At 40.5% G+C, this 24,921-nt stretch carries 22 protein-coding genes; 3 read left to right on the top strand and 19 right to left on the bottom strand.

Annotated features, from left to right (window positions below):
• The first annotated feature begins 1 nt into the window (after nucleotide 1).
• Both R2S57_RS08665 and R2S57_RS08660 read left to right on the top strand, forming a co-directional pair.
• On the top strand, nucleotides 2-919 hold the full coding sequence (locus tag R2S57_RS08665) for a type IX secretion system membrane protein PorP/SprF (protein ID WP_316844647.1): 918 nt from the start codon (nucleotides 2-4) through the stop codon (nucleotides 917-919).
• 3 nt (nucleotides 920-922) lie between these two features.
• Nucleotides 923-3,055, top strand: coding sequence for an OmpA family protein (locus tag R2S57_RS08660; RefSeq protein ID WP_316844646.1), 2,133 nt, complete (start codon nucleotides 923-925; stop codon nucleotides 3,053-3,055).
• A gap of 132 nt (nucleotides 3,056-3,187) precedes the next feature.
• Here the strand turns inward: R2S57_RS08660 and R2S57_RS08655 are convergent, their stop codons facing one another.
• Together R2S57_RS08655 and R2S57_RS08650 are read right to left on the bottom strand one after the other, a co-directional pair.
• Nucleotides 3,188-4,270 (bottom strand): sugar transferase, encoded by a 1,083-nt coding sequence (locus tag R2S57_RS08655; RefSeq protein WP_316844645.1) that lies wholly within the window; start codon nucleotides 4,268-4,270, stop codon nucleotides 3,188-3,190.
• Nucleotides 4,257-4,640, bottom strand: coding sequence for a response regulator (locus tag R2S57_RS08650; RefSeq protein ID WP_316844644.1), 384 nt, complete (start codon nucleotides 4,638-4,640; stop codon nucleotides 4,257-4,259). The genes R2S57_RS08655 and R2S57_RS08650 overlap by 14 nt, the downstream gene beginning before the upstream one ends.
• A gap of 343 nt (nucleotides 4,641-4,983) precedes the next feature.
• On the opposite strand from R2S57_RS08650, the gene R2S57_RS08645 reads away from it, so the two are divergent.
• Nucleotides 4,984-5,232: a hypothetical protein gene (locus R2S57_RS08645; RefSeq protein ID WP_316844643.1), complete on the top strand. Its 249-nt coding sequence runs from the start codon at nucleotides 4,984-4,986 to the stop codon at nucleotides 5,230-5,232.
• Nucleotides 5,233-6,010: 778 nt separating this feature from the next.
• Here R2S57_RS08645 and R2S57_RS08640 read toward each other — a convergent pair.
• The 17 genes from R2S57_RS08640 to R2S57_RS08560 all read right to left on the bottom strand — a co-directional run bounded on the left by R2S57_RS08640 (nucleotide 6,011) and on the right by R2S57_RS08560 (nucleotide 23,524).
• Nucleotides 6,011-7,288, bottom strand: coding sequence for a nucleotide sugar dehydrogenase (locus R2S57_RS08640; RefSeq protein ID WP_316844642.1), 1,278 nt, complete (start codon nucleotides 7,286-7,288; stop codon nucleotides 6,011-6,013).
• Nucleotides 7,289-7,629: 341 nt separating this feature from the next.
• The gene (gene rfbA, locus R2S57_RS08635; RefSeq protein WP_316844641.1) at nucleotides 7,630-8,490 is read right to left on the bottom strand and encodes a glucose-1-phosphate thymidylyltransferase RfbA; all 861 of its coding nucleotides are present in this window, start codon (nucleotides 8,488-8,490) and stop codon (nucleotides 7,630-7,632) included.
• Between the two features lie 78 nt (nucleotides 8,491-8,568).
• Nucleotides 8,569-9,429, bottom strand: a complete 861-nt coding sequence (gene rfbD, locus R2S57_RS08630; protein ID WP_316844640.1) for a dTDP-4-dehydrorhamnose reductase — start codon at nucleotides 9,427-9,429, stop codon at nucleotides 8,569-8,571.
• Nucleotides 9,426-9,974, bottom strand: coding sequence for a dTDP-4-dehydrorhamnose 3,5-epimerase (gene rfbC, locus R2S57_RS08625; RefSeq protein ID WP_316844639.1), 549 nt, complete (start codon nucleotides 9,972-9,974; stop codon nucleotides 9,426-9,428). The genes rfbD and rfbC overlap by 4 nt, the downstream gene beginning before the upstream one ends.
• Nucleotides 9,974-11,026 carry a dTDP-glucose 4,6-dehydratase gene (gene rfbB / locus R2S57_RS08620; protein WP_316844638.1) on the bottom strand — a complete coding sequence of 351 codons (1,053 nt, stop codon included), beginning with the start codon at nucleotides 11,024-11,026 and terminating at the stop codon, nucleotides 9,974-9,976. The genes rfbC and rfbB overlap by 1 nt, the downstream gene beginning before the upstream one ends.
• Nucleotides 11,027-11,218: 192 nt before the next feature.
• Nucleotides 11,219-12,292: a relaxase/mobilization nuclease domain-containing protein gene (locus R2S57_RS08615; RefSeq protein WP_316844637.1), complete on the bottom strand. Its 1,074-nt coding sequence runs from the start codon at nucleotides 12,290-12,292 to the stop codon at nucleotides 11,219-11,221.
• 29 nt (nucleotides 12,293-12,321) lie between these two features.
• Nucleotides 12,322-12,702: a plasmid mobilization protein gene (locus tag R2S57_RS08610; protein ID WP_316844636.1), complete on the bottom strand. Its 381-nt coding sequence runs from the start codon at nucleotides 12,700-12,702 to the stop codon at nucleotides 12,322-12,324.
• A 744-nt stretch (nucleotides 12,703-13,446) separates the two neighbouring features.
• Nucleotides 13,447-14,010 (bottom strand): DUF3109 family protein, encoded by a 564-nt coding sequence (locus R2S57_RS08605; protein ID WP_316844723.1) that lies wholly within the window; start codon nucleotides 14,008-14,010, stop codon nucleotides 13,447-13,449.
• A 2-nt stretch (nucleotides 14,011-14,012) separates the two neighbouring features.
• On the bottom strand, nucleotides 14,013-14,786 hold the full coding sequence (locus R2S57_RS08600; RefSeq protein ID WP_316844635.1) for a DUF3108 domain-containing protein: 774 nt from the start codon (nucleotides 14,784-14,786) through the stop codon (nucleotides 14,013-14,015).
• A 99-nt stretch (nucleotides 14,787-14,885) separates the two neighbouring features.
• Nucleotides 14,886-15,401, bottom strand: coding sequence for a DUF2480 family protein (locus tag R2S57_RS08595; protein WP_316844634.1), 516 nt, complete (start codon nucleotides 15,399-15,401; stop codon nucleotides 14,886-14,888).
• 65 nt (nucleotides 15,402-15,466) lie between these two features.
• The gene (locus tag R2S57_RS08590; protein WP_316844633.1) at nucleotides 15,467-17,542 is read right to left on the bottom strand and encodes a SurA N-terminal domain-containing protein; all 2,076 of its coding nucleotides are present in this window, start codon (nucleotides 17,540-17,542) and stop codon (nucleotides 15,467-15,469) included.
• A gap of 287 nt (nucleotides 17,543-17,829) precedes the next feature.
• A complete protein-coding gene (locus R2S57_RS08585; protein ID WP_316844632.1) occupies nucleotides 17,830-18,396 on the bottom strand; it encodes a hypothetical protein in 567 nt (188 codons plus the stop codon).
• Nucleotides 18,396-19,709 (bottom strand): hypothetical protein, encoded by a 1,314-nt coding sequence (locus R2S57_RS08580; protein WP_316844631.1) that lies wholly within the window; start codon nucleotides 19,707-19,709, stop codon nucleotides 18,396-18,398. Before R2S57_RS08580 ends, R2S57_RS08585 begins: the two co-directional genes overlap by 1 nt.
• Nucleotides 19,690-20,424 carry a type III pantothenate kinase gene (locus R2S57_RS08575; RefSeq protein ID WP_316844630.1) on the bottom strand — a complete coding sequence of 245 codons (735 nt, stop codon included), beginning with the start codon at nucleotides 20,422-20,424 and terminating at the stop codon, nucleotides 19,690-19,692. The genes R2S57_RS08580 and R2S57_RS08575 overlap by 20 nt, the downstream gene beginning before the upstream one ends.
• Nucleotides 20,425-20,580: 156 nt before the next feature.
• The gene (locus tag R2S57_RS08570) at nucleotides 20,581-21,561 is read right to left on the bottom strand and encodes a DUF6427 family protein (RefSeq protein WP_316844629.1); all 981 of its coding nucleotides are present in this window, start codon (nucleotides 21,559-21,561) and stop codon (nucleotides 20,581-20,583) included.
• Nucleotides 21,562-21,659: 98 nt separating this feature from the next.
• A complete protein-coding gene (locus R2S57_RS08565) occupies nucleotides 21,660-22,649 on the bottom strand; it encodes a glycosyltransferase family protein (RefSeq protein ID WP_316844628.1) in 990 nt (329 codons plus the stop codon).
• A 20-nt stretch (nucleotides 22,650-22,669) separates the two neighbouring features.
• On the bottom strand, nucleotides 22,670-23,524 hold the full coding sequence (locus tag R2S57_RS08560; protein ID WP_316844627.1) for a UDP-2,3-diacylglucosamine diphosphatase: 855 nt from the start codon (nucleotides 23,522-23,524) through the stop codon (nucleotides 22,670-22,672).
• Nucleotides 23,525-24,921 lie beyond the last annotated feature (1,397 nt).

Here is a 24,921-nt window from a genome sequence, read left to right as displayed (position 1 = left end):
GATGAAAAGATATACTATAATTTTAATACTTTCCCTGCTTTTCCTCAAAAGCTGGGGCCAGCAGGATGCAATGTACACCCAGTACATGTTCAATACCCTCGCGATAAATCCAGCGTATGCGGGTAGCAGGAACCTTGTGTCGGCAACTGCACTTTACCGTAATCAGTGGACAGGAATAGAGGGAGCGCCAAGGACCGGCACCTTCAGTATTGATGCTCCTATATTAAATAAAAGATTTGGTGTGGGCCTGCAGGTTTTTAGTGATAAACTCGGCGTTACTCAGACCGCAGGTGGTTCTGTGAGCGCCGCATACCGGATAAGAATGGAGAAAGGTAGCCTGAGCTTCGGTCTCCAGGGCACTGTCAGCCATTACAGCGCGAGGCTCAGCGGGGTTTTACTCAATTCAAATCCGAGCTATGATCCTGCATTTATGAATGATGCAAGTAAGACACTTTTTAACTTTGGAACGGGGATATATTATAACTCAGACAAGTTTTACATCGGTCTTGCCGCCCAGGACCTGTTAAATAACAGTCTGAATGCCTCAAATGGGGACAACTTACAGGCAAGTCAGGTTCCCCATCTTTTTCTCACCGCAGGTTATGTTTTTCCATTGGCTACAGACTTCAGGTTGAAACCTTCGTTTTTGGTCAAGGGTGTTAAAGGTGCGCCATTGGAAGCCGACCTCAACGCTTCCCTGTGGATCAAAGATATTCTGGCCATCGGTGCTGGCTACAGGACAAGCGCAGATATCACCGCCCTGCTTGAGGTGCAGGTTACTCCCCAAATACGCATTGGCTATAGTTATGACAGAAGTACCACCGAGCTGCAAAACTTTAACTCGGGCAGTCATGAGATTATGCTCAGATATGAATTTGGGTTTGAAAAAAACAAAATATTATCACCAAGATTTTTCTAAGTTATGAAACTTAACATCAAAATAACGCTGCCAGTATTCTTCTGCCTTAGCTTAATTTTTTACCAGGGTACGCGCGCCCAAAGCTTTCAGGGGCAGAGTGAGCTGAATACGGCACGTAAAAGTTTTAATTCGCTTGAATATATCTCAGCAATAGCCAAACTAAAAAAATTTCTGGCAAAGGATACATCCAATTTGGAGGCAATGGAAATGCTGGCCTATAGCTACAGGATGACCAAGAATTATCCGGCAGCCCTAGAAAGCTACCGCAAGCTGACAGACCGGTCACCTGTAAAAAACGTATGGGCTTTATATTATGCGGAAAGCCTTGCAAACAACCAACAGTATGAGGAATCCGAGAGGTGGTACAGAAAGTACCTCTCATCGGTACCTGCAGATAAACGAGCGGCGGCTTTTGCCTCTACAAACCTGGGCAATATAAACAAGAACCCGGGCCACTGGCAGGTCGGCTTTTTAAATATCAATAGCCAAGCTTCTGAATACTCGCCTGCGTTCTACAAAGAAGGCCTCCTGTTTTCGAGCAACAGGCAATCCGAGCATTTTTCCAAGCATATCTTCAAATGGGACAACACCCCGTTTAGCAAGCTCTATTACGCGGAGAAACTTGAAGATCTTAAAGTAATCAATCCGGATAGCCTGGTCAATACAAAATCCTCCCAGAAACAGAAAATAAGATATAACGATGATGACACGCCCGAAACCAGCAATGATAATAATATCCTGTCAGCTTACGGTAGGAGTATTGAGCGGGATACGCTGAATCTGATGTACGGCCAGGATAAAATCGTGAAAAAACTGGGTGGGGTATTTGACAATAAATACCATAATGCTGCTGCTGCGGTGTTCCCTGACGGCGCTATCATTTTTACCAGAAATAATTACATAAACGGCAAAACCTCCAAGAGCACCGACGGCACCATCAAGCTGAAAATGTATACAGCTTACGGCCCTAACCTTAACTCTATCAAGGAGTTTCCCTTTAACAGTAACGAATATTCGACGGGCCATCCGGCATTGAGCCCTGAAGGAAATATCCTTGTTTTTACCTCTGACCGTCCAGGAGGCTTTGGGGGAACAGACCTTTATTACTGTGTAAAATCAGGGCAGGGAGAGTGGACATCTCCGGTAAATCTGGGCAAGCAAATCAATACCGAGGGCAATGAAATGTTCCCAAGCTTTGACCATGACGGCAACCTTTTCTTTTCTTCCACCGGACTTGCCGGTCTGGGAGGGCTTGATGTGTTCCAGGTACAACTCAGAGAGATGAAACCGGTCTCCCATCCCATCAATATGGGCTCCCCAATTAATTCGTCAAAAGATGACTTTGCGCTAATTATTACCACGGACGGTAAAAAAGGATATTTCAGTTCCAACAGGAACGGAAACGACAATATCTATGAATTCAGGAGATCCTCTTACAAAATTATCCTTCAGGGAACCCTGTCAGATGCCAGAACGCGGATCCCTCTTGCGGGGGGGCGTATCCTGATGCACCATCTTGATGGCAATGACACCATTAAAACCGATAATAAAGGACGCTTCAGACGGGAGTTACCAGCCGAGACAGACTATGAAATCACAGCTCAAAAACTGGGCTACATAAATAATATACAATTTACCACCTCTGTGGGGATACAAAAGGATTCGGTAATCAATCTTGACATCAGACTCAGCAAAACCGAAAGTGCCCAACAGTATATCCTGAACCATTGTGACTCACTAAAAAAAGTCTTTTCGGTAAAAAACATTTACTATGACCTAGACAGGTCTGAAATCAGATCTGATGCCAAAGGTGCGCTGAACGAGCTCGCAGACCTGATGAGAAAATATCCTGAGATTACCGTTATCACCTCCAGCCACTGTGACAGCAGGGCGTCTGAAGAGTACAATAGAAACCTATCACTACGCCGCGGTGAATCGGCAAAAACATATCTAGTGTCCAGGGGAATACGTTCAGAGAGAATCAAAGTTGAGTATTACGGGAAGACAAGACTAGTCAACCGCTGTTATGATGGGGTAAACTGTTCGGAAGAAGACCAGCAGTTAAATAGGCGCACCGAATTTGATGTAATTTTACAGGGCGTGAATATTACCAGAGAGAACTGTTCGGATAAATAGGACAACAAGAGCGCGGAAAGCTAAGCCCCAATTGGCTGTGAGGCCTATAAAACAACTCCCTGCTGGAAAAGGCACCTCTGATTACTGGATCTGCTTTTTCCAGCGATGAATGAGAAAATAATGGTTCATGGTTTATACATTTTCCTTCTGGCGCATCGCGGAAAATGTAGCTATAAGGATAGCCACGTCAAATCGCAAGGAATATTTTTTTGCATAAAAATTATCGAGTTTTTTCCGTTCCCGTTCAGACATTTCCCTATTTCCACGCCGGCTCACCTGCCAGAGACCGGTCAGGCCTGCAGGCGCCAAAAAACGCAGGGCCCATTCATCGGAGGTCAGTGCTTTTGCCTCATAAAGCGGCAGGGGGCGATTTCCCACAAGAGACATGTCCCCTTTGATCACATTGAGAAGCTGTGGAAGTTCATCTAGGCTATATTTACGGATAAATGCCCCAATCTTTGTCACGCGAGGATCGTTTTTGATCTTGATAAAAGTAGCGGTTGTACCTTCAGCGGGAATGTACTGGTTGAGCTGGGAGAGTTTTAGCAGATCATCACTGCTTTGATGGCGCATGGAGCGAAATTTAAAAAAATCAAAGATTTTGTATCCCGCCCCAACCCGTTTACTCCTATAGATTATGGGTCCTTTAGATTCCATGCGGATCATCAGCGCGATCAGGAGAAATAACGGGATCAATAGGATAAAGGCAAAACACGAAATACAGATGTCAAAGAGACGTTTTTTCAGAGGGAAATCAGTCTTCACCTTACTTACCGCGGCACTGGTTACGCGGGGCTGAAAGGATCGGAGTCTGATTAGAAATTTAATCCTGTTGCATAGATCATTTGCAGGTATAGGGAAAACGTAAAGATCCCCAACATTTAGTACCTGAGCCATTAGGGACGCTTTTTTATCCTCCGGGCCTGACAAAAAGATAATCACGATCTCCCTCAACAGGCTGTTTAGCTTCAGTCTTTCCACAAACCTGTAGCATTCTCCATCCTCATCAACTTCAATCAAGATTGCATCTGGCAGACTGAGAAGGGTCTGTCCAGCAATATACTCATCGAGTTTTCTGATTTCTTTCTGCGTTTCTACCTTAAAGTGCCGCTGAAGTTCTGGCAGCAGATCATTAAGAAAATCCTGCCCAGTATAAACCACTTGGGTAACATCTCCCTTAATCGTCCCATTGCCAGGATCTTCAGTTGATTGCATGGTTGTCCAATATACTGCACATGGCCTTTTCCAGCTCAAAGGGATTAAATGGTTTGGAAAAGTAGGCGTCAACTTTAAAAGGGATGGTACTTATCTGGGCGGAAAGATCTTTGATACCGGAGAGAATAATAATCGGGATATGCCTGTAAAGTCCGCTGATCTTCAAATTGGTGATGAGATCAGGTCCGCTCATATATGGCATATTGAATTCAGAAATGATCATATCGGGCATATTTCCTTTTTGCAGCCATTGTATAGCCTCGATAGGTCCGGACTGCATCGAAACATTATACCGGTCACCCAACATCAATCCCAAAAGGTTGAGCATAGTAACTTCGGTATCAATTACCAAAATTTTTTTGTGTTTCATTTTCTTAGCTTGGTTTAGAACAAAAATACCCAGAAGTTGTATAATAAAAAATACATTTTATTTAAAACATGGTTTAATTGACATAGATCATACAGAATATAACATTTTCGCTACGAAAATTCCCATATGTACTTAAACTCGGATTTAAAAAAGATATTATTAAGATACACAGCCTTTAAGCTGATCTGTCTAAGGCAGCAAATACTGGCGACATTATAGTCTGCACCAGACCGAACTTTTGATTTCGGTAATAATTCACGGCAAAGCGGGACTTCTTTCACATCGGGAGGCCTGGCAGTTATGTTTGGCGAACCTACCAGATTTAAATTATAAAAACGATGGTATGCATAGTGCAGATCCTTATACCCTAGCGCATATCATCAGAGAACTATCCGTTATTAGACAGTCTTTTCCCTCATCGGAACCTGAAACCGGGAAAAATTTTGTAAATGGAAGAAGGGACCGCTATTATGAAAAAAAGGTCAGCAGTCCTGCATCTAAAACTGTTGTAAAGACTGATCAAATCTTCCCACCTTTGGCAACTGAAAAGAAATCAACCCATAAGCTGAAAGCCACAAATGTTTCTGGTTAGCTCATTGCATCAGCTCACCGATAATTAATTTATTTATACGGGGATAGGCAAGTAGGCTGCGACCTGGCTTTCCGAGTAATGGCCCGGATTAATTGCTAATGTTTTTTGAGGCCCTTATGTCGAAGGCCTGCAGTCCGTCGTCGACCAGTCTTATCCTGAACTCAACTTCATCGGATAGATTAAGTTCATTATCAGCATGCAACAAGAAAAAAATTATATCCTGCTCGTGTTCATCTATGATCTCTCCTATTCCACTAGTGAGATCCATCTTAGATATCCTTCCAAACCTTAACATATTTCAACTTTATTGATGAGAATGGGAATTTATATAAAAATTGAAAAGTCGATATAGCTATTGGTACAGACTTCACACCAAACCAAAAAATACCGATGATTAGACGACATTCAATTTTAAAACAATATTCTTAAGGGTAAAAATAAATATTTTGGCGCAAAAAAGCCTCAACTCAACAAAAAATGAGAAATAAACAACAAATATTAAAAAAAATCATAAAAAAAATAACTTATATACGAAACACACGTTAATTAGCGAACCAAACAATGTGCTCCCAATCAAACCAGTTAATATTCAACGGCAAAGCGGCAAAAGACAACTAACAAAACCTGTGGCGAAAGAAAAAACACTAACATTGTATGTTATTATCTATCTTAGTGCTTAAATCAATTAATTTCCGCGCGATGAAAAAATGGGCTTAAATGATAATGATAAAGGCAGTGTTCGGATGCGGTAATGGGCATTACATGCAAAAAAGCTATATTATAATCTTCCGTCAACAAAATTTCGCGGAATGAAAGATTTAGTATCGAAAATAACAGTCCCAGCCTTTCGGAACCTATCATAATCAATATTTAGAAACTGCTCGTGAGAGACTGCAAGAATTAAAGCCTCGTATTGATAGCCTATCTCTTCAACTAAGCGAAATCCATATTCCCTTTCCACCTCAGCTGGATCGGCCCAGGGGTCAAAGACATCAATCATTAGTCCAAAAGAGGCCAGTTCCCGGTAAATATCTATTGCCCTGGTATTGCGGATATCAGGGCAGTTTTCCTTAAAGGCAAACCCCAGGACCAGAACTCTCGCCCCATTTATTCCCTTGTCTCTGGCAATCATCATTTTAATTACCTTATTAGCCACAAACATCCCCATGGTATCGTTAACCCGCCTCCCGGAGAGTATTACCTCGGGCTTATATCCTAAAGACTCGGACTTGTGGGCCAGATAATAAGGATCTACCCCGATACAATGACCACCGACCAGCCCAGGTTTGAAATTTAAGAAATTCCATTTGGTAGAGGCGGCAGCCAGTACATCAGTTGTGTCAATTTCCATTCTGTCAAAAATCAGGGCGAGTTCATTAACAAATGAAATATTAACATCGCGCTGTGCATTCTCGATTGCCTTGGACGCTTCAGCTACCTTAATGCTTGGCGCTAAATGCGTGCCGGCAGTTATGATAGATGAATACAGTTCGTCGACTTCAACAGCAATCTTGGGATTTGATCCAGAAGTAACCTTCCTGATTCTGGTCAGGGTATTTATTTTGTCACCTGGATTGATCCGTTCGGGAGAATAACCGCAATAGAAATCTTGATTGAATTTTTTTCCTGATATCTTCTCGAGTACGGGCACACAATCCTCTTCTGTGCAACCCGGATACACGGTTGACTCATAGATTACAATATCACCCTGTTTAAGCATTGAGCCGACCATCCGGCTTGCCTCCAAAAGGAGCGTGAGGTCAGGGCGTTTGAGCTTATCTATCGGCGTCGGTACGGTAACGATATATATATTGCAGCTACTCAAGCTCTGCAGATCGGCACTTAAAGTTAGTCCCAGTCCTGAATGAAGCTTTAAAACAGTCTGTAATTGCGTAATATCAGCCTCATTGGTACCATCAACCAAACCGTTCAGTTCATCCACCCTTTTAGGGTTGGAATCGAAACCGACAACCTTGTATTTTTTAGCAAATTCGATGGCAAGGGGAAGTCCAACATAGCCCAAACCGAGAATTCCGATCTGCTTTTTAGTTTCCATATCTTAATCAATAACCCCAAAGATATGCAAATTCATTTTTGCATTGGGTAGCGATCTTTAAGAGAAAATTTCATGCTTATTTGCCCCATGTGACGAGCTGGATAGTCCCTGAAAAAATGGGGAGATATGTCCCTACAATGGAAACAGGGATTAACAGCGCCTTTCTTTTGGTTGTTAGTTGATATTGGCCGATCAAGATCTAGTAAATTTCCGGGAATGCAGATTAAGCTGAAATGGTCTTGGAACGAAAAAGGCTGAATTCCCCTCTGTAAGGTGTAGCTCAGCCGTCAGGTTATAACACAGGCAGTACTAAATTAAAGCGTTTTAATTTTATAAAAAGGCTATTTGATCTGTTTTATTAAATAGCTCCCATAACCACTTTTAACAAGCGGTGCCGCTATTTCCCGTAACTGATCTGCATCAATGAAGCCCATACGATAGGCGATTTCCTCAATGCATCCTATCTTCAACCCCTGGCGCTCTTCGATAATCTGGACAAACTGCCCTGCTTGCATCAAAGAGGTGAATGTGCCTGTATCCAACCAGGCAGTCCCGCGGCTTAATACACCGACCTTTAATTTTCCCTGCTCTAGGTATACCTTGTTTACATCAGTAATTTCGTACTCACCCCTTGGAGACGGCTGGATATTCTTGGCAATCTCCACTACCGCGTTATCATAAAAATATAGTCCTGGAACTGCATAATCGGATTTAGGTGCCGCCGGCTTCTCCTCAATGGAGATAACTCTGGCCTCACTATCGAATTCAACCACTCCATATCGCTCAGGATCCGAGACCTGATAGGCAAAAACCACTCCTCCATCGGGGTCCGCACTCGCCTGCAAAAGCCTGGCCATTCCATCCCCATAAAATATATTGTCCCCAAGCACCAGAGCAACCTTTTCTTTGCCGATAAACTCTTCACCAATGACAAAGGCCTGTGCAAGTCCGTTGGGCTCATGCTGTACAGCATACCTAAATTCACAGCCCAAAGATTTTCCATCACCGAGCAATTTTTCGAAGTTAGGCAGATCATGGGGGGTAGAAATAATTAGAATTTCCTTTATCCCAGCCAACATCAGCGTAGATAAAGGATAATAGATCATCGGTTTATCGTAAACCGGCATCATCTGTTTACTACAGGCAAGGGTTAATGGATGTAAACGTGTTCCGCTACCACCAGCTAAGATTATACCTTTCATATTTTAGTCATTAGGTCATTGCTTCATTGGTCATTGATCATTGGTAATGACAGACTTAAATGAAATAATGACGTCTGTTTATTTTATTTTAATTTGTTTTATACACGCCTCCAAACTATCTCGCCAGTAAGGAATTTCGATATTAAATGTTTCTTTAATTTTTGTTTTGTCCATTACCGAAAATCCTGGCCGCGTAGCCTTGGTTGGATAGGCAGATCCCGGAATAGGATTTACTTTAACCCTGGTTTCACTGATATCGAAAATAGCCTTCGCGAAGTCGAACCAGGAGGTTACACCCTCATTGCTATAATGGTACGTGCCATATGCTGTTGATGAAGAAGCAATAATATCGAAAATAGCATTTGCCAGATCGATTGCGTATGTTGGTGTACCGACCTGATCAGCAATAATATTCAGTTCATCACGCTCAGCACCAAGTTTTAACATGGTCTTTACAAAGTTATTGGCATACTCAGAATATAACCAACTCGTGCGGACAATGAAATGATTTGGCAATTTAGCAGTAACCGCCAGCTCACCATCCAATTTAGTTAATCCATAAACGTTAATGGGCTTAGCTTCATCATCTTCGTTCAGTAATTTTACTTCATTGCCTTCGAAAACGAAGTCGGTTGATACATGTACCAAAGTAGCCCCGTTGGTTAAACAGGCCGAAGCCAGATAGGCCGCTCCGGTTTCATTTATCGCTTTAGCCAGGTCGGTTTCATCTTCCGCTTTATCGACAGCTGTATAGGCTGCACAATTGATTACAAAGCCTGGTTGTGTTGAAGCTAAAAGCGCACCAAGGCCAGCTTCGCTCAAAATATTAGCCTCCTGCTCTGCAGGAAAAACAATTTCGGCAATGCCCCTGCGCTCGGCCACAGTTTTTAAACATTGCCCCAATTGCCCGCCAGCTCCGATTACTAATATTTTGTTCATATGTGCTGTAAAGCTGAAAATGGGGTTAAAAGCAGGTCTTTATCGGATATTGCTTGATCTTTTTCCGGGATTAGCCAATCGATATTCAAATCCGTATCATTATAAATCACCCCGGTTTCCGAAGCTTTATTGAAAAAATTATCGCATTTATATAAAAATTCCGCGGTTTCGCTCAAGACAGAAAAGCCGTGTACAAATCCCCTAGGAATATATAACTGAAGTTTATTTTCTGCACTTAAACGTACCGCGATATGCCTGCCGTAAGTAGGTGAGCCTGGACGGGCATCTACCGCTACATCCAACACCTCACCTTTGGTTACCCGTACCAGTTTGGCCTGGGCAAATTCTCCTGTCTGGGCATGTAAACCACGGATTACGCCGTAGGATGAATAAGATTGGTTATCCTGAACAAATCTGCCTGATAAACCTGTTATCTCTTCAAAGGTATTCTGATTGAAACTTTCAAAAAAATAACCTCTTGGATCCTCAAATACCCTTGGTTTAATAATCAGACAGTCTTTCAATCCTGTTTGCTCAATTTCCATTATTTATTGCTGTACTGTTGTTCGTAATAGGATTGATAATTACCAGAGGTTACATTGTTTAACCAGTCTTCATTTTGCAGATACCAGTCAACCGTTTTGGCCAACCCTTCTTCAAACTGCAGGCTCGGCACCCAATCCAATTGATTTTGCAGTTTGCTCGAATCAATGGCATAACGCAAATCATGGCCGGCTCGATCGGTTACATAAGTAATCAGTTTTGCTGATTCACCAGCTTCCCGACCTAATTTCTGATCCATGATATCACATAATAAATTGATCAGATCAATATTCTTCCACTCATTATGACCACCGATATTATAGGTATCTCCCGCTTTAGAATTATGAAAAATAACGTCAATGGCCCTCGCATGATCTTCTACCCATAACCAGTCGCGCACATTCTCACCTTTGCCATAAACCGGGACAGGTTTATTATTTTTAATGTTATTGATTGCCAGAGGAATGAGTTTCTCAGGAAAATGATGTGAACCATAGTTATTCGAACAATTCGATATTACACAGTCCATACCATAGGTATCATGGTAAGCTCTAACAAAATGATCTGAGCTCGCTTTTGATGCAGAATAAGGGCTATGGGGATCGTAGGCTGACGTTTCGGTAAACATACCTTCTTCCCCTAAAGCACCGTATACCTCATCGGTACTTACGTGGTAGAACCGCTTTTTATTATAATCTCCTTTCCAATATTCACGTGCAGCATTTAATAGATTTACCGTTCCGATTACATTGGTAATCACAAAAGCAGTTGGATCAGAAATAGAACGGTCCACATGGCTTTCGGCTGCAAGGTGGATCACGGCATCGAAGTTCTCATTTTTAAAAATATCGAACATTGCTGTAGCGTCTGTGATATCCTCTTTTACAAACCTATAATTACGCTTATTTTCAATATCTGTTAAATTAGCCAGATTGCCCGCATAGGTAAGTTTATCAAGATTAACAATCTCGTATTGAGGATAATTGTTTACAAAACGGCGGACTACGTGGGAGCCGATAAAGCCCGCACCACCGGTGATTAAAATTTTTTTCACAGTGTTGAGATGATTTTCAGTGTGCTAAAGTAAGCTAGATTTAACCGAAATACAACTTATTTTAAATTTTGGCGACGTTATTTTCAGACGTCAATTGATAAACAAAAGTAATGAGACGCTAATATCAATGTTTATTTTTTCAGGATGGTTTTAGCACGATCATATGATACTAGTAGTGGACATTGATAAGGTTCATCTCCCACGCCGAGCAATCCCCTGTTCAGATTCAGTTATATTAACAGACATTTGTTTTGAAGGGTCTGGTGTTGCCATATTATCCTGGCTCTCTCCCTTTTTATAAAACATAATCTCATCACCCTGGACATATCCTTCCGGCCGATCCAATTCCTTAGTGAGTGTGAGGAGATCTATAATTTCTTTTCCATCATGCACCCTGTAGGCATGGTGGTTGATTAGGGTAAACCCAACTATACTTTTTCGTTCCGCATGATAAACAATATCTGCATTAAGCTTCTCCTTTAACAAGACAGCCAGATCAGACCTGTAACGCTGCCTGAGATAGGAATGCCAGAAAGAAGGGTGACGAACCGGTTTACCGGATGCGACCTTTAATAGTAGTTCAATTACCCCCCTAAGCGCCTTATTTGCCATGAGGCTAGGCTGGTAGTGCTTTATGCAGAGATCAATATAATTTAATTCTATCGAGTGAAGTGTCCTGGAATGTTTGACCATATGAACTGCAGAATCTTTGACATAACCGGAATAACCCATATTCTTTAAAAGAATCAGAAACTGATCCAAACTTGTAAAACCATACCGCAGTGCTTTTCCTGCATCCAACTTGGCCTGGGCGACAGGATCAAATCCGATTAATTCATGTAATACCAAAGATGCCCTGAATTTTTCATAACGCGAGGCAACAGATTTTCTGTCCTTACATACCCTCACCGAAACCATATGCACATGATTATTTGGATTGTCGTTATGGAAATAAATCAGGTAGGGATTATCCCCGTAACCCATTTTTTTTAACCATTGATGGGCGATCTCAGTCAATTCATTTTTAGTACGGGATTGCCCCTCGGCCATAATACAGACATGAAGCTGCTTGTTTTTAACCTTTGGATTGAGTGAGCCGATCATCTGCAAATAGGATTTGAAGTCTGCCGCTCTTGGTTTGGATATGGTTGTAAGGGCCTGAAAGTTCCTGACAGACATCAGTTCTGCTTTTCCACAGGATAATTTGTCGCTATTATACTTTATTGCCGCAAACTGGCTATTCGAGGAGAGAAACTGGACTATCATTCCTATTATCAGATAATGTATTAAGCCTTTTAATTATTGTTGATCACTTTAATAAGTTTTCTCATGCACCGGCCTATATTATGTTGTGAGGAAATACATTTATCTATTAGGTTCCTCAACTCATCAGCATGGCAGCAATCATGTGTTCCTTCAAAAGGATTTTGTGCAAAGCGGTGGATCGCCAGGATAGAGGAACGCGATTCAATCGCAATTTGGTCCATCCACTTGACAAGTTGAGCTGAATCTAATAAAAGATGGGCTCTTTTATCGAACAATATCTGTCTTAGATATTCCGACATGGTAACACCGAGTTTTGTAATATCCTTTTTAATCTCCCTGTATTCTTCATCGGTGAGACAACAGATCGCTTTTCGGTTTCGTAATTCATTCTCTTTATATGGTTTTTTCATAGCAGCTTTTTATGGTATCGGAGCGAGAAAAAAATATTTGCAAGTCTACGTCCGCAAAATCATAATAAACCGAATAAATCATTGACAGTCCTGTAACAGTATCCAACGATTTTCCATGTCGATCGCCATAAGGAGGCCACTATAGGGTTTTTCATCTCAAGATCCACCGAATGAAGCCTTAAAACAAATTCTCAATTAAAAACTCTCTTTTTTCCACGCGAAGAGTGAGGGGTCCCGGAAATTAAAATTATTTATCTGCTCAATTTTCATGTTAATCCAAAGCCAACAAAAATAGCATCTTTGATGCTATAAGGTACATTTTAGGTTCAGCATTACCACTGGTAGAGCGATGTTAGCATAAAATTTTCTTGGTCAACCATTGACAGTCCTGTAACAATACCCAATGATTTTTTTAATGCTATTGTACCATCTGCTGATTAATTTTAACTTAAAGGCTTTGACTAATCCAGGCATATCCTTACAAAACTGAATAGCATTTTTTTTGATAACCTATCGATAATAAGTAGATGAACTACCATATGCCCTTTAAGGGCGCCAAAATAAGATGTTGTTATTAAAAATATAGGTCCACGTAAAAAAAATGCCCCCTAGATTACATCCAATAGGATCATGTGGAAAATTTGGATAGCTCGCAAATGCTATCTAGAATCCGGCCCATGGGCGAAACAGGTGAAATAATATAAAGATCAAAATTGACGAGCTGACAGGCAAATGTCTTCCTGACTACATTGATGCTACAGAACTTTCAAGTTCTTTGTACCAGTCTTCTCCGTATTTGCGGATAAGTGGTCCTTTCAAAAAGCTGTATACAGGCACTTTAAGCTCACGCCCAAAAGTACAGGCATCGTGGCATATGTGCCAGCGGTCGTAATTTAACACATCAAATTCCGGATATTTGGTAATCCGGATCGGATATAGATGGCAGGAAATAGGCTTTTGCCAATCTACGATGCCCTGCTCGTAGGCCTTTTCAATAGCACATTTGGTGATTCCGCCTTCAAAAAGTACATAAGCACATTCCTTATTTTTATCTACACAAGGGGTGGTCAGATCGCCATCTTCATCTACAACATAAACACCTTGTTCTTCAATGGCTTTGATACCCTTTCCATTCAACAGGTGTTTGATTTTCGGATAGATCTCCTCTAAAATACTCTTTTCATCGTTATCCAATGGTGCGCCCGAATCGCCTTCAACGCAACAGATCCCCTTGCACTTGCTTAAATTGCAAACAAAGTTTTCTTTCAATACATCTTCGTGCACCAGCACCTGTTCAACTTCTATCATCATTATTCTTTTGCTAAAGCATATTTCAGCCCACTTGCTGATTTTAATTCCATAGTTACCGCGCCCACCAATATCTCTACCTGGGCCTTCACCGGAACACGGTTGCCATCATCGGTTACCCAAAGGTACAGCCTGCTATCTTTTTTAAAGATCCTGCCTGGTTTAATCGATGGACTGAATTTTAAACAACGGATATTCCCTAATTTACTTTTCACTGATTCCTTACCTACATACTCCACCTCTAGTGCCGAAATCTCATCACCTAAAAAATAGTTCAGCTTAAACTTATCGCCAATTTTGATTTTACCAATATCAAGGCTCCTGGCAAAATAATAGGCCGAAACCAAGTCAAATGTCTGATTGGTCGGTGTAGTAAAAGTTCCCCTGTTCGAAACCACTTTTTTACCACTCTGGGTAAAACGTGCCTTATCCTGGCGTCTGTAACTCGCCTCCCGGATGTTTTCCTGGTAAAAGTAAGGCAATAAGTCGGTTTTATCAATATACGAATCGTAATGGTCCCTAATCTTGTAAAACACATCGAATGTGCCCGAGGTCTGTGCATCAACAGTAAGTTTATAGGTAGGCTTATTATCAAATTTTAAATCAGAATTGCTTACTTTAATAGTAGCTTCTGCCGCTGTGATAAATCCATATCTTAATTTATACTGTAAAACTTCTCCCTCCTGAAATACCGCTTCTTTCTTTAAGGGAAGTTCCTGTGCCGTTGCGAAAAGGCTACATAAGCCCGCCGTAAGCGTGATTAATAATTTCTTCATTGCTCTTGTATTCATTTGTGTATGTGTTCGGGAAAGAGCCGCCTCTAAATGCGATTAAGTTCTCCCCTGGATGAAGATATACAAAAAGCAAACCAAAATTTAATCTTTTCGCTTATATACTGGAACGGTAGAGCATGGCTCGCCGAACATGATGCTCTTCACCACAGGGGTAAGCAGATTGGTTACTTCAACATAAGCCGCAACCGGCACATCAATATCGCCACACCCTTTTACCACCACACGTTCGTTGGCATAATCCTGGGGGTTAATTTTGGCCAGTGCTTTGGCAAACAAAACAGCCTCTAAAGTATCCAGTCCACCAAATACCACCTCGTTGGCGTAAGGCTGTAACCTGTTGGCCAGTAACATATATGCCCAGGTCGGTACAATGGCATCTGCAGAGCAGATAATGGCCACATTTTTATCCTGGTATTGTGCCCAATCATGATTTTTAATAAATTCCCTAAAGTCTTTTTCCTTAAGCATTAAGCCATGAAAAAGATTATCTACAATATCATACAGTACTCTTTCGCCCTGATGATAAAAATCTTCGAGGTTTAAGGTTATTAAACCGCTATTGGCTACTTTATTAATGAAGTTTTCCTGAATTTCCATGGCCTTAAATAAAAAAACCGTTCCGACTAAACATCGGAACGGTTACAAAATTACGGAATTTCTAATTAATAGAATTTCACACGATTGTCTTTTATCTTCGCATTTTCCTGTAAAGCCTGGAAAGCTGATCCTAACGAACGCTGACCTAAACTTAACAACATGCTTTCTTTTTGTTTAAACATGTTTGCAATTGGTGCCGGACTTGTAAATCCATCAACTGAAAATACATATACACCACGCTCACCCTGAACCGGGGCCGATACTTTACCTGGCTGTGAACCAAAAACACTACCTACCAAGGCATTTTCTTGCGCCACACCTGGAATTACAGGGTTAGCGAATACTACGTTCTGAACTGGGTTAACCGGACGGGCAACTTTAGCAGCAACCTGATCGATATTTGCTTTGCCTGCGTTAGCCAATTTTTCTTTCAATAGCTTTGCTTTAACGGCATTGATCACCATCGGTTCGATTTCTTTTTTCACATCAGCCAATGATAAGATACCTTTTGGACTGATTGCAGTTAAGTGCGCTACCACGTAAGCATTGCTCATAGTATAAATTTCAGGTAAAACATCACCTTTCTCTGCAACATAAGCATCCTGGATTAATTTACGTGGATTGTCTAATCCAGCTGCAAATCCCTGGGTTGGTGCAACTTTATCGGCTACAGCAACTTTTAATCCTTTCTGTGACGCAAATTTGCTAAAGTCGTTACCTTTTACATCCGTTAAGAAGGTGCTCGCTGCTTTGTAAGCTGCAGCCTGGGTTTTGCTACTTGCACCCAATGCTTTTTCTACATAAGCCAGTTTAGCCACTTTAGATGAACCGATCTGTTTTTCGATTTTAAGGATATGGTAACCAAATTGAGATTTTACAACTTTAAGATCTCCGGCTTTACCATCAAATGCAGCGTTCTCGAATTCGGGAACCATTTGTCCGCGGGCAAAAGTTGGCAATTCGCCACCTTTATCTTTCGAAGGATCTACACTATAATTTTTAGCCAGTTCAGCAAAGTTGCCACCTTTTAAAATCAATCCTTTTAATGAGTCAGATAGCTTGATCGCTTTATCTTCGCCACCAACCTTAGCCGGGTCGATTAAGATATGGCTTGCTTTTACCGAATCAGGAGAGATACGGGTAGAAACAACTTTAATGATTTTATAAGAGTTACCGGTTAATTTCGGACCATAAAAACTGCCGGCAGGTAAAGCAAATACTGCTGAATCAACTGCAGGATCTAACTTACCTTTTGTGATATAGGTAAAAGGAACTTTAACGTCTGAATTGATCGCCGCGAAAAGTGAATCATTTTTAGCTACCTGAAAATCAGCAGCAATTTTATCAACCTGAGTTTTAATTGCTAACGAATCTGCTTTGTTCGGGCTGATGCTAAAAGTAACATATTCGAAAGCACGTGTTTCTTGTGGATTGTTGAAACGTGCTTTGTTCTGATCATAATATTCAGAATAATCACCGTCAGTTAACTTAACCGACTTATCTGGAATAGAAGTATAATCTAAACTTACATATTTAAAGTTGGCCAGTTTGTTACGGTTGTTATACTCATCTGTAGCCTCTAATGAAGTTACATAAACTGAGTTACGGATTAAATTAGAATATTTAGTCTGTAAGGCCTGTTTTTTAATCTCCTCTTGCAACATGTTCGACTGTTGAATCGCCTGAGGTTCTTTCGATTTCAGAAAGTTCATCAATGTAGCACGGTCTATCTGTCCGGTTTGGGGATTAGAGAAATATTGTTTGATCAATGGGCTAGGGTTCTGGCCTTGTAATAAGTCCAACAGTTCATCTTCTGATACGGTTAAACCTAAACGGTCGTATTCTTTACCTAACAAAACATTAGCCAATTCTGCATTCCATGCCTGGTCTACAGCCATAGCGGTCATTTGTGCATTTGCACTACCGCCATATTGTTGTTTCATCTGGTTTACACCCTGATCAACTTTTGGTCCGAATTCATCGATATTGATATCGTTTCCATCAATAGACCCAACAACTTTTTGATTTGCCGACCAAAAAGGTTTACCCACGTTAATTGCATCACCTACTAAAAATGCAACAATTGCAAAACCGATTGCAAAGACTAGGATATAGCCCGCACGGTTGCGCAAAAATGTCATTAATCCCATATTATACTTTATAAATTTATTTAGTTCTTTTTTAAGAGGGCGCAAGATACAAATTTGCCTTAAAAAAGAAAACACAAAATTTTATTTATCAAGTGTTTAATTATTAAGGGAATGGAAGATGTATTTTGGCCTATGAAAGACGTGGGTTTAGCAGGCTATATCACCGTCAGGATTGTTGAAATTTTAAGAGATTTTAATCCTCATCCATCCTACATCGTCCATGATACTTTTGAGCATTACCTACCCCAGTATAATTAGCACTTCATTCGAAAAGGCGCTTATAAACTACCTTTAGAATTAATTTCTCCACTACCCTGCCCCATTTCATATGTACTAAAATCTTGGGGGGCTTTAAAATCCTTTGCTCTGGTAAAATCACCATTTACAGATAAAATATCAACCATCTGGTTCGAATAGAATATTTTCTTCGATTCATCCCAGATCAGTTCCTGTGAAGAAAAGGTATCACCCTTACTGTTCTTCACCACCACGTTTTTCCTGAATTCGGTTTTAAGCTCGGTATCTTTCCTAATCGCATAATCGCAAACCAGGTTTCCATCGATGGTGCCGTTTGGATTATAGAAATCGATATTTACACCTTTAATCATTTCCTGGTAAGGACTGCCGGTAGAAGGTGTAACCTTGTCCAATATCGGAGCCGTACCTTTGGCTTTCACCCGGGCAGAATCACTGTAAATGATGTCAACACCTATGGTACGGTCTCTGGTGAGCGTTACTTTATTTGACGAAACTGCATTTGCATTTTTTAGATCATCGTCTCCACATGAAGCCAAAAACAAAGGCAACACCAGAAACAGACCATATAAAAATGTTTTTCCGTTCATTAATCTACGCGGTACTTACGGAACCATGTATCGTTCAAAGTAAAGCCTAAGTGGAAGTTGATATATTTTTCTTTAACAAGATTATTGTCCAGCGTTCCCCTTTGGCCAACCTCGGTTGTAAAGTTAATTTTATAAAACGCGCTACCACCGGTTGCTGTTGGCAATGGAAAACCAAAACCTAGCGATGCACCCATTTGTTTAATGTCCTGATTATTGATCTGGATATAGGTTTTATCGTAACTCACGCCTAAACGGTAATCTATACGTTTCATGTAACTGTTGTAAGAAAAGGCATCTGGTGTCCATTGTCCACCCAATGATGCACCCCAGCTATCCTGCAAACCTTGGTTTACATTATTGATACTCGTTGCAGACCATTTGCTCATTCTGAAATCGGCACCAATTAACCATTTATCATTTTGTTGGATCGCGATACCAAAATTATGTGTTAAAGGTAGCGTAAGGTTAGATTTTCCGTTATTCACTGTATTTAGCGTATCTGCGGCGGTACTTTCATTCCCGTCCTGATCTCTTGTGTATAACGTGGCGTAAGAGGTTAGTGTCGAGTTTACTTTTCCCGAAGTACTTCCTGAGTAACCTAACGTCACAATAGTTTTTTTGCCTAATGTAAAATCGTACTGGATTCCGTATGAATAGTTTAAACCACCAACGCTGTTTTTGGTTTGAAGTTTGGCATTGTAAGAACCTACACTATTAAATTCGGTAGCGCGACTGGTTTGAAGGTTTCCGAAAATATATTCGATATTACCACCAATCCTTAAATGATCGCCAAAACGGTAGCCATAACCTAAATAAGCTTTTGATAAACCACCTTCACCTTCATAAAGTTGATTTAAGGTTGTGGTATCAACTTTTACCGTGCTCCTGTAATTATAACCCAGATCCGAGTAAGGTAAAATACCAAAACTCAATGCCGATTTTCTGGTAACCGGGGCTGCAAATGCCAAATGGCTAAAAGTGGAATTGAAACTCGATTCGCTCAAGTTGTTACGTGTTAAGCTGGTTACGCTCGCACTCATACCAATATCAATCGTTGTCAGGTTAATATTAGCATAGGATGCCGGATTTTGCATATTGATGTTATTGAAACCGGTAACCTTGCCTACAGCAGTAGAAATTCCGCCCATTGCCCTAAACTGTGGCAATAAAGATCCTTTTATATTTCCAAGGCCATATCTTGAATATGGTGATGATGTGGTAACCTGTGCCTGGGCACCAAAACCACAAACTAGAACGAGTATGGCTGTAATATAATTTATTCTTTTGTACATTTTAATCTGCAATAGCTTCATTTAATCCTTTTAATACCAAGTAAGGATCTTTTATAATTTGAGGCGCAAAGATGCTGTTTTGTAATTGCTTATACAAAAAATTAGCATCGCCCCCTGTTATAATCACCTTCAAGGCACTTTCTTTTTTATTATTTAGGGCAATAAAGCCTTCAATTTCATTTATTATACCCTGTAAAACACCGTTTTTAATTGCCGATAGCGTATCAGTCCCCTCCACTATATCCTCTTTTGCATCCCACTCTACCAAAGGCAAACGGCCGGTAAATTCGTGCACAGCTTTAAAACGCATGTTAATACCCGGGCTTATGCTTCCACCAAAATATTCTTTCGATCCGCTTAGAGCATCATAAGTAATACAGGTTCCGGCATCTACCACCAAACTCGCGCTTGCCGGATACAATCCATTTGCACCCAAAACCGCCGCCCATCTGTCCAATCCTAAAGTAACGGGTGTTTTATATCTGTTTTGCACGCCGTTAGTCAACAAAGTCGAAAAACGGATATACTCGGTATGCTTTTTTAAAAATACTTCCAGTGGACCAACTTCCTGGTTAACACTGCTGATAATTGATTTTGCCGGTGAAAATTTCTCGATCAATTGCGCCAGATCGAGTATCCCAAGTTTATTGAAACGCTGATGATGAACAATTTCTTTTTTTGCAAAAACGGCAACCTTCGCAGAAGAGTTTCCAATATCAATGCTTAACCTACGCATTTAAAATCTCCTTTTGCAAATAATATGTTCCTTAGAAATTCCAATGACTCCATTTTTTATCAATCCAATTAAAACCTAAAAGGGCTTTAATTCTAAAATCATGCACAAAGCTATTAATCTTTGTCAAGTTTCGTTCTAGTTATTTGTTAAAAAAGGTTAAACAAACAGAAAATACTGCACCGAAAGCACAAATAAAAGGAACAATGTCTCGTAAAACCAACGTTTTTTAGCATTGCTAAAATAGTAGGCCAACAGTACCGATCCGGGTGGTACACAGAGCAGAAAATGCCAGGTTCTGAAATCGGGTTTGAGGTAAAAACTGGCCGCAGAAACAATAAACATAAAAAACAACAGCTGAAAACTTTTGCGCGTACTGATAAAACTCCTGAAGAAATTTTCGCGGAGCTGTAGCGATGCCAGTATAATAATTACCGTTACCGGAATAAGCACCAGGTAATCGTTATAATTGATTTTAAAAACCGAAGGAAATTTATTGCCCAGCGGCTTCCAGATCTGATAAAAGGAGCTTAAATTATCGTTCCAATAATAAAATACAGCGAGGAAAAAGAACACCGTAATAAAGCCAATCAATCCTGCCACCCACTCGCGCCAGTTAAAAGATCTAAACAGCAGCAAGGCAAAAAAAATCATCAGCAACATGGCCATAAAAGGGAAATAAATCAAGGTACCCACCGCAATGATCATCCCGATATCAAAAACGGTCGTAATGGAATTGGGACTTTTGCCCAACTTCAAAAATTTATCGATAATCCAGATCAATAGAAAATTGCAGATCAATGCCGGAGATAAGATCATGAAAGGCATAAACAAACTCGTTCCTGTAACAAACATTAATCCAGGAAGGAAACTGGGTTTAGCTAATAAATTATGGTTGTTTACCACCCTGTTAAAAATCAAAGCCTGGACATAAACCAAAATTCCTGCAATAAAAATATTGGTAGAAGGGCTAAAAGCATTGTCCAAATCAATATTGATCAACAGTCTGGCAAAGGGCTCTAAAAAATCGAAGTTTAACTGCGCAGGGATCTCATAAAAGATGGCCATACGCAAAAAAAACGTGTAGGCCAGCAATAATACGAGGTTAATTGGACTTAGCTTTCTAAACTGATTAATCATGCCTTTTTAAAGAGTAGGCAAAGTAAAGAAAATATTTTAAGAGTAACGGAAGAAAGACCAAGACTAAAGCAGAAAGAAAACCGACTTAAGGCTCAGAACTAAATTCTAGCATATTTCTTCACCATATCATCAATAATCTGAGCGGTTTCATCCGGAAAATGGAATTCGTGCTCCTGGGGATTTTCTACCCAGTTTTTGATAATCGGCAGCCAGTTCCTTGTGCTGCCCCAGATCACGGGTAAGCCAAACTGCTTTAAGGCATAGGCATTGCATTGCTGCTCAAACTGGAAACGCATAGGCGCAACCAATAGTTTTTTCTTTAAATAAAGTGCTTCAGCAGGCCCTTCGAAACCACCACCCGTAAATAAACCCTCGCAGGTGGACAGACTTTTATTAAACTTTTCATTGTTAACCGGCTCGACAAAAACATTAGCTTCCTGATAGGCCACTTTGGTGTGTTTAGAAAAAACCTGCCATTTTACATTTGGAACCTGTGTAAAAAGCTTCACCAATCGTTTATCATCAATGGCGGGAAGATATACGGTATAATGACCAAGATTTTGGCTTTCCATATTACGTATCTCCGCCCTGATTACCGGGGTATGGATAAAGGTATCGTAACGGTCGAAGTGGAAACCAATGTGGAATTTGGTAGGAGCATAACGGCTCAAAATAAGCTTGCCCCAATCTAAGGTTCTTGGCCGCGGTACTTTTTTAGATTTAAAGGCCGCCTGGTGACTCAATGAAACACATTCTATGCCCTGCAGTTTACAGGCCCATGCACTTACTGGTTCAAAATCATTAACAATTAAGTTGTACTCTTTAAGCGGGAGCTGATTCATATCTTTCCTAAAACGGAAAAGATTCATGTTCAGCCAGGTTTTAAAATGATCTACACCGCCTTTTTTTCCAAAGATGAAACTGAAACCATGCAATTGGTATTTTACGGGCTGGCTGAGTTTTACATCTGCCTGTGTTCCGCTTACCAAAATATCCAATTCGCCATATTGCTGTAACAAAGGGATAATTTCCCTCGCCCTACTGATATGACCGTTACCTGTTCCCTGTATTGCGTAAAGTATCTTCATTTATGCCCGAATATCTAAAATTATTGGGCAATTTCATATTTTATATTCTGTAAAAGAATATTTATATCCAGTTTACTTTTTAAATCTTCAGCGTCAGATAGCATGCCTTCATCAAGTTCATCCTTGGTAAAATGCTGATGCTCATACTTAAATATCGTCCAAGCCTCATTTTCGTATTCTAAAGCGGTTAAACTTTCTACCCAATCACCACTGTTCAGATAAACCACTTTTCCACCTTCTGTCGTGATCTCCCGTTGCTCTGCCTGGTGAATATGGCCACAGACCACATACTGATACCCCTTTTCGATAGCCAGTTCCGCTGCTGTCTGCTCGAAACTGTTGATGAATTTAACAGCATCCTTAAACTTGGCTTTTATTTTTTTTGAAAAGCTCATTTTCTCCCTGCCAAATGCGGAAAGTACCCAGTTTACAAAACTATTGATCAGGATCAGGGTATCGTAACCCACGGCGCCCAGCTTGGCCAGCCATTTAGAGTGCTGCATGGTTACATCAAAAACGTCGCCATGGAAAAACCATGCTTTCTTACCGTCCAGTTCTAAGATCAGCTTATTCTGAAGATGGAAAGTCCCCATTTCCATGCCATCAAACTTGCGGAGCATTTCATCATGGTTTCCGGTAAGGTAATGTACCTGCACGCCCTCTGAAACGAATTTCATGAGTTTACGGATCACCTTCATGTGCGATTCGGGCCAATAACTTTTGCTAAACTGCCAGATATCGATGATATCGCCATTTAGGATCAATGTTTTGGGTTTAATGCTTTTCAGATACTTTAAAAGTTCTTTTGCGTGGCAGCCATAGGTGCCCAAATGTACATCGGAGATCACGACTACATCGACGTTTCTTTTATCCATAAACGGGAAATTTTAGGGGGAAGAGTTTTATTACCGCTTGCTTTAAGCAGTTTAGAGATAAATTAGCTGTGTTACCACTCTTCTTCCTCATCGAGTTTTACCTCAAATGGGCTAAAGAAATAAAGTACAACAATTAACAAACACACGGCAAAGAATGACTCTAACATATTACCTGATTTTACGATACAAATATAAGACACTGTATATCAAACAAATGTTACTACATTGTTAAATTATTTAATAGTCCGATTAATTGTGGCAGCGACTAAATTTCGGGCAAGTATTAAGCCGCTAAAATGGGCTAAGCCCAATTAATATCAATATTTGTGAATAAGAAAGAGCTATTCCCAACTGTACAGAAAAACCCGTTATCTTTTTTAAAGCAAGATAAGCCCAGCATTACAGAAACCACGCGGATTTAGATCACTTTCATTATAATAACCCGGAATATTACAGTAGCCCCCCCACATATTGTATTTCCTGGCGTATACATTCTGTTCTGCCCAGCGGCATTACAAGCAGCCTCAAAAATTATTTGTTCCCAACATAACATTACTCATAGGCCCAAAACGGATTACAATAGAGCGCTGCATCTTATTTCCGACCAGGGGAGATATGTTTACGAAAAACCATAGTAGCTGTATCTTAATTTCAAAATGATGTGAAATAGGCACAAAGCTGTATGGTCTTACCCCAATCTGAATAGTCAGTGAGCATCAAAATACACTCACCCTACGGCTTTACAGGCAGCCTCATACATTTTATAGCAGTTCATCAGCAATGGTATTATTTTTTAATTGTTTTTAACATGAGAATCGCCATTGCAATGCCTTATTTTATCGGCTTGTGAGAATGGTTAACATCTCACCCTACGGTTCTGCAAAAAACCTCTTTTTTTATCTTACTTCACGATCACCTGCGTGCTTACTTTCACCTTATAGCTGCCCCCTACCTTTAGACAAATGGACAGTGGGCCTCAGTTCGTCCTCACCCTATAGCTGCACAGTCAGCCGTCTATATTTTAAACCAGATTCATCAATAATGATAATTTTTCATGTATTTAACATGAGTCGCGCCGTTGCAATGCCCTGTTTTATTGGCTTGTGAGAATATTTATACCTCACCCTACGGTTCTGCAAGAAACCTCTTTTTTTATCTATTCAACTATCACCTCTATGCCTGCTTTCGCCGCATTATAGCTGATCTTTTCCTTTGGAGAAATATTGGGCTACAGTCATCCTCGCCCTGTGGTTTTACAGGCAGCCGCCTATATTTTAAAGCAGTTTCACCAATGATATTATTTTTATTTGTTTTAACATGAAGTCCGCCATTGCAAGGCCTTATTTTATCGGCTTGTGAGAATGGTTAACATCTCACCCTACGGTTCTGCAAGAAAC

Source organism: Pedobacter psychrodurus, from assembly GCF_032678585.1.
GTDB classification, from domain to species: Bacteria; Bacteroidota; Bacteroidia; order Sphingobacteriales; family Sphingobacteriaceae; genus Pedobacter; species Pedobacter psychrodurus_A.
This window is presented reverse-complemented; position numbering and strand designations above follow the sequence as displayed.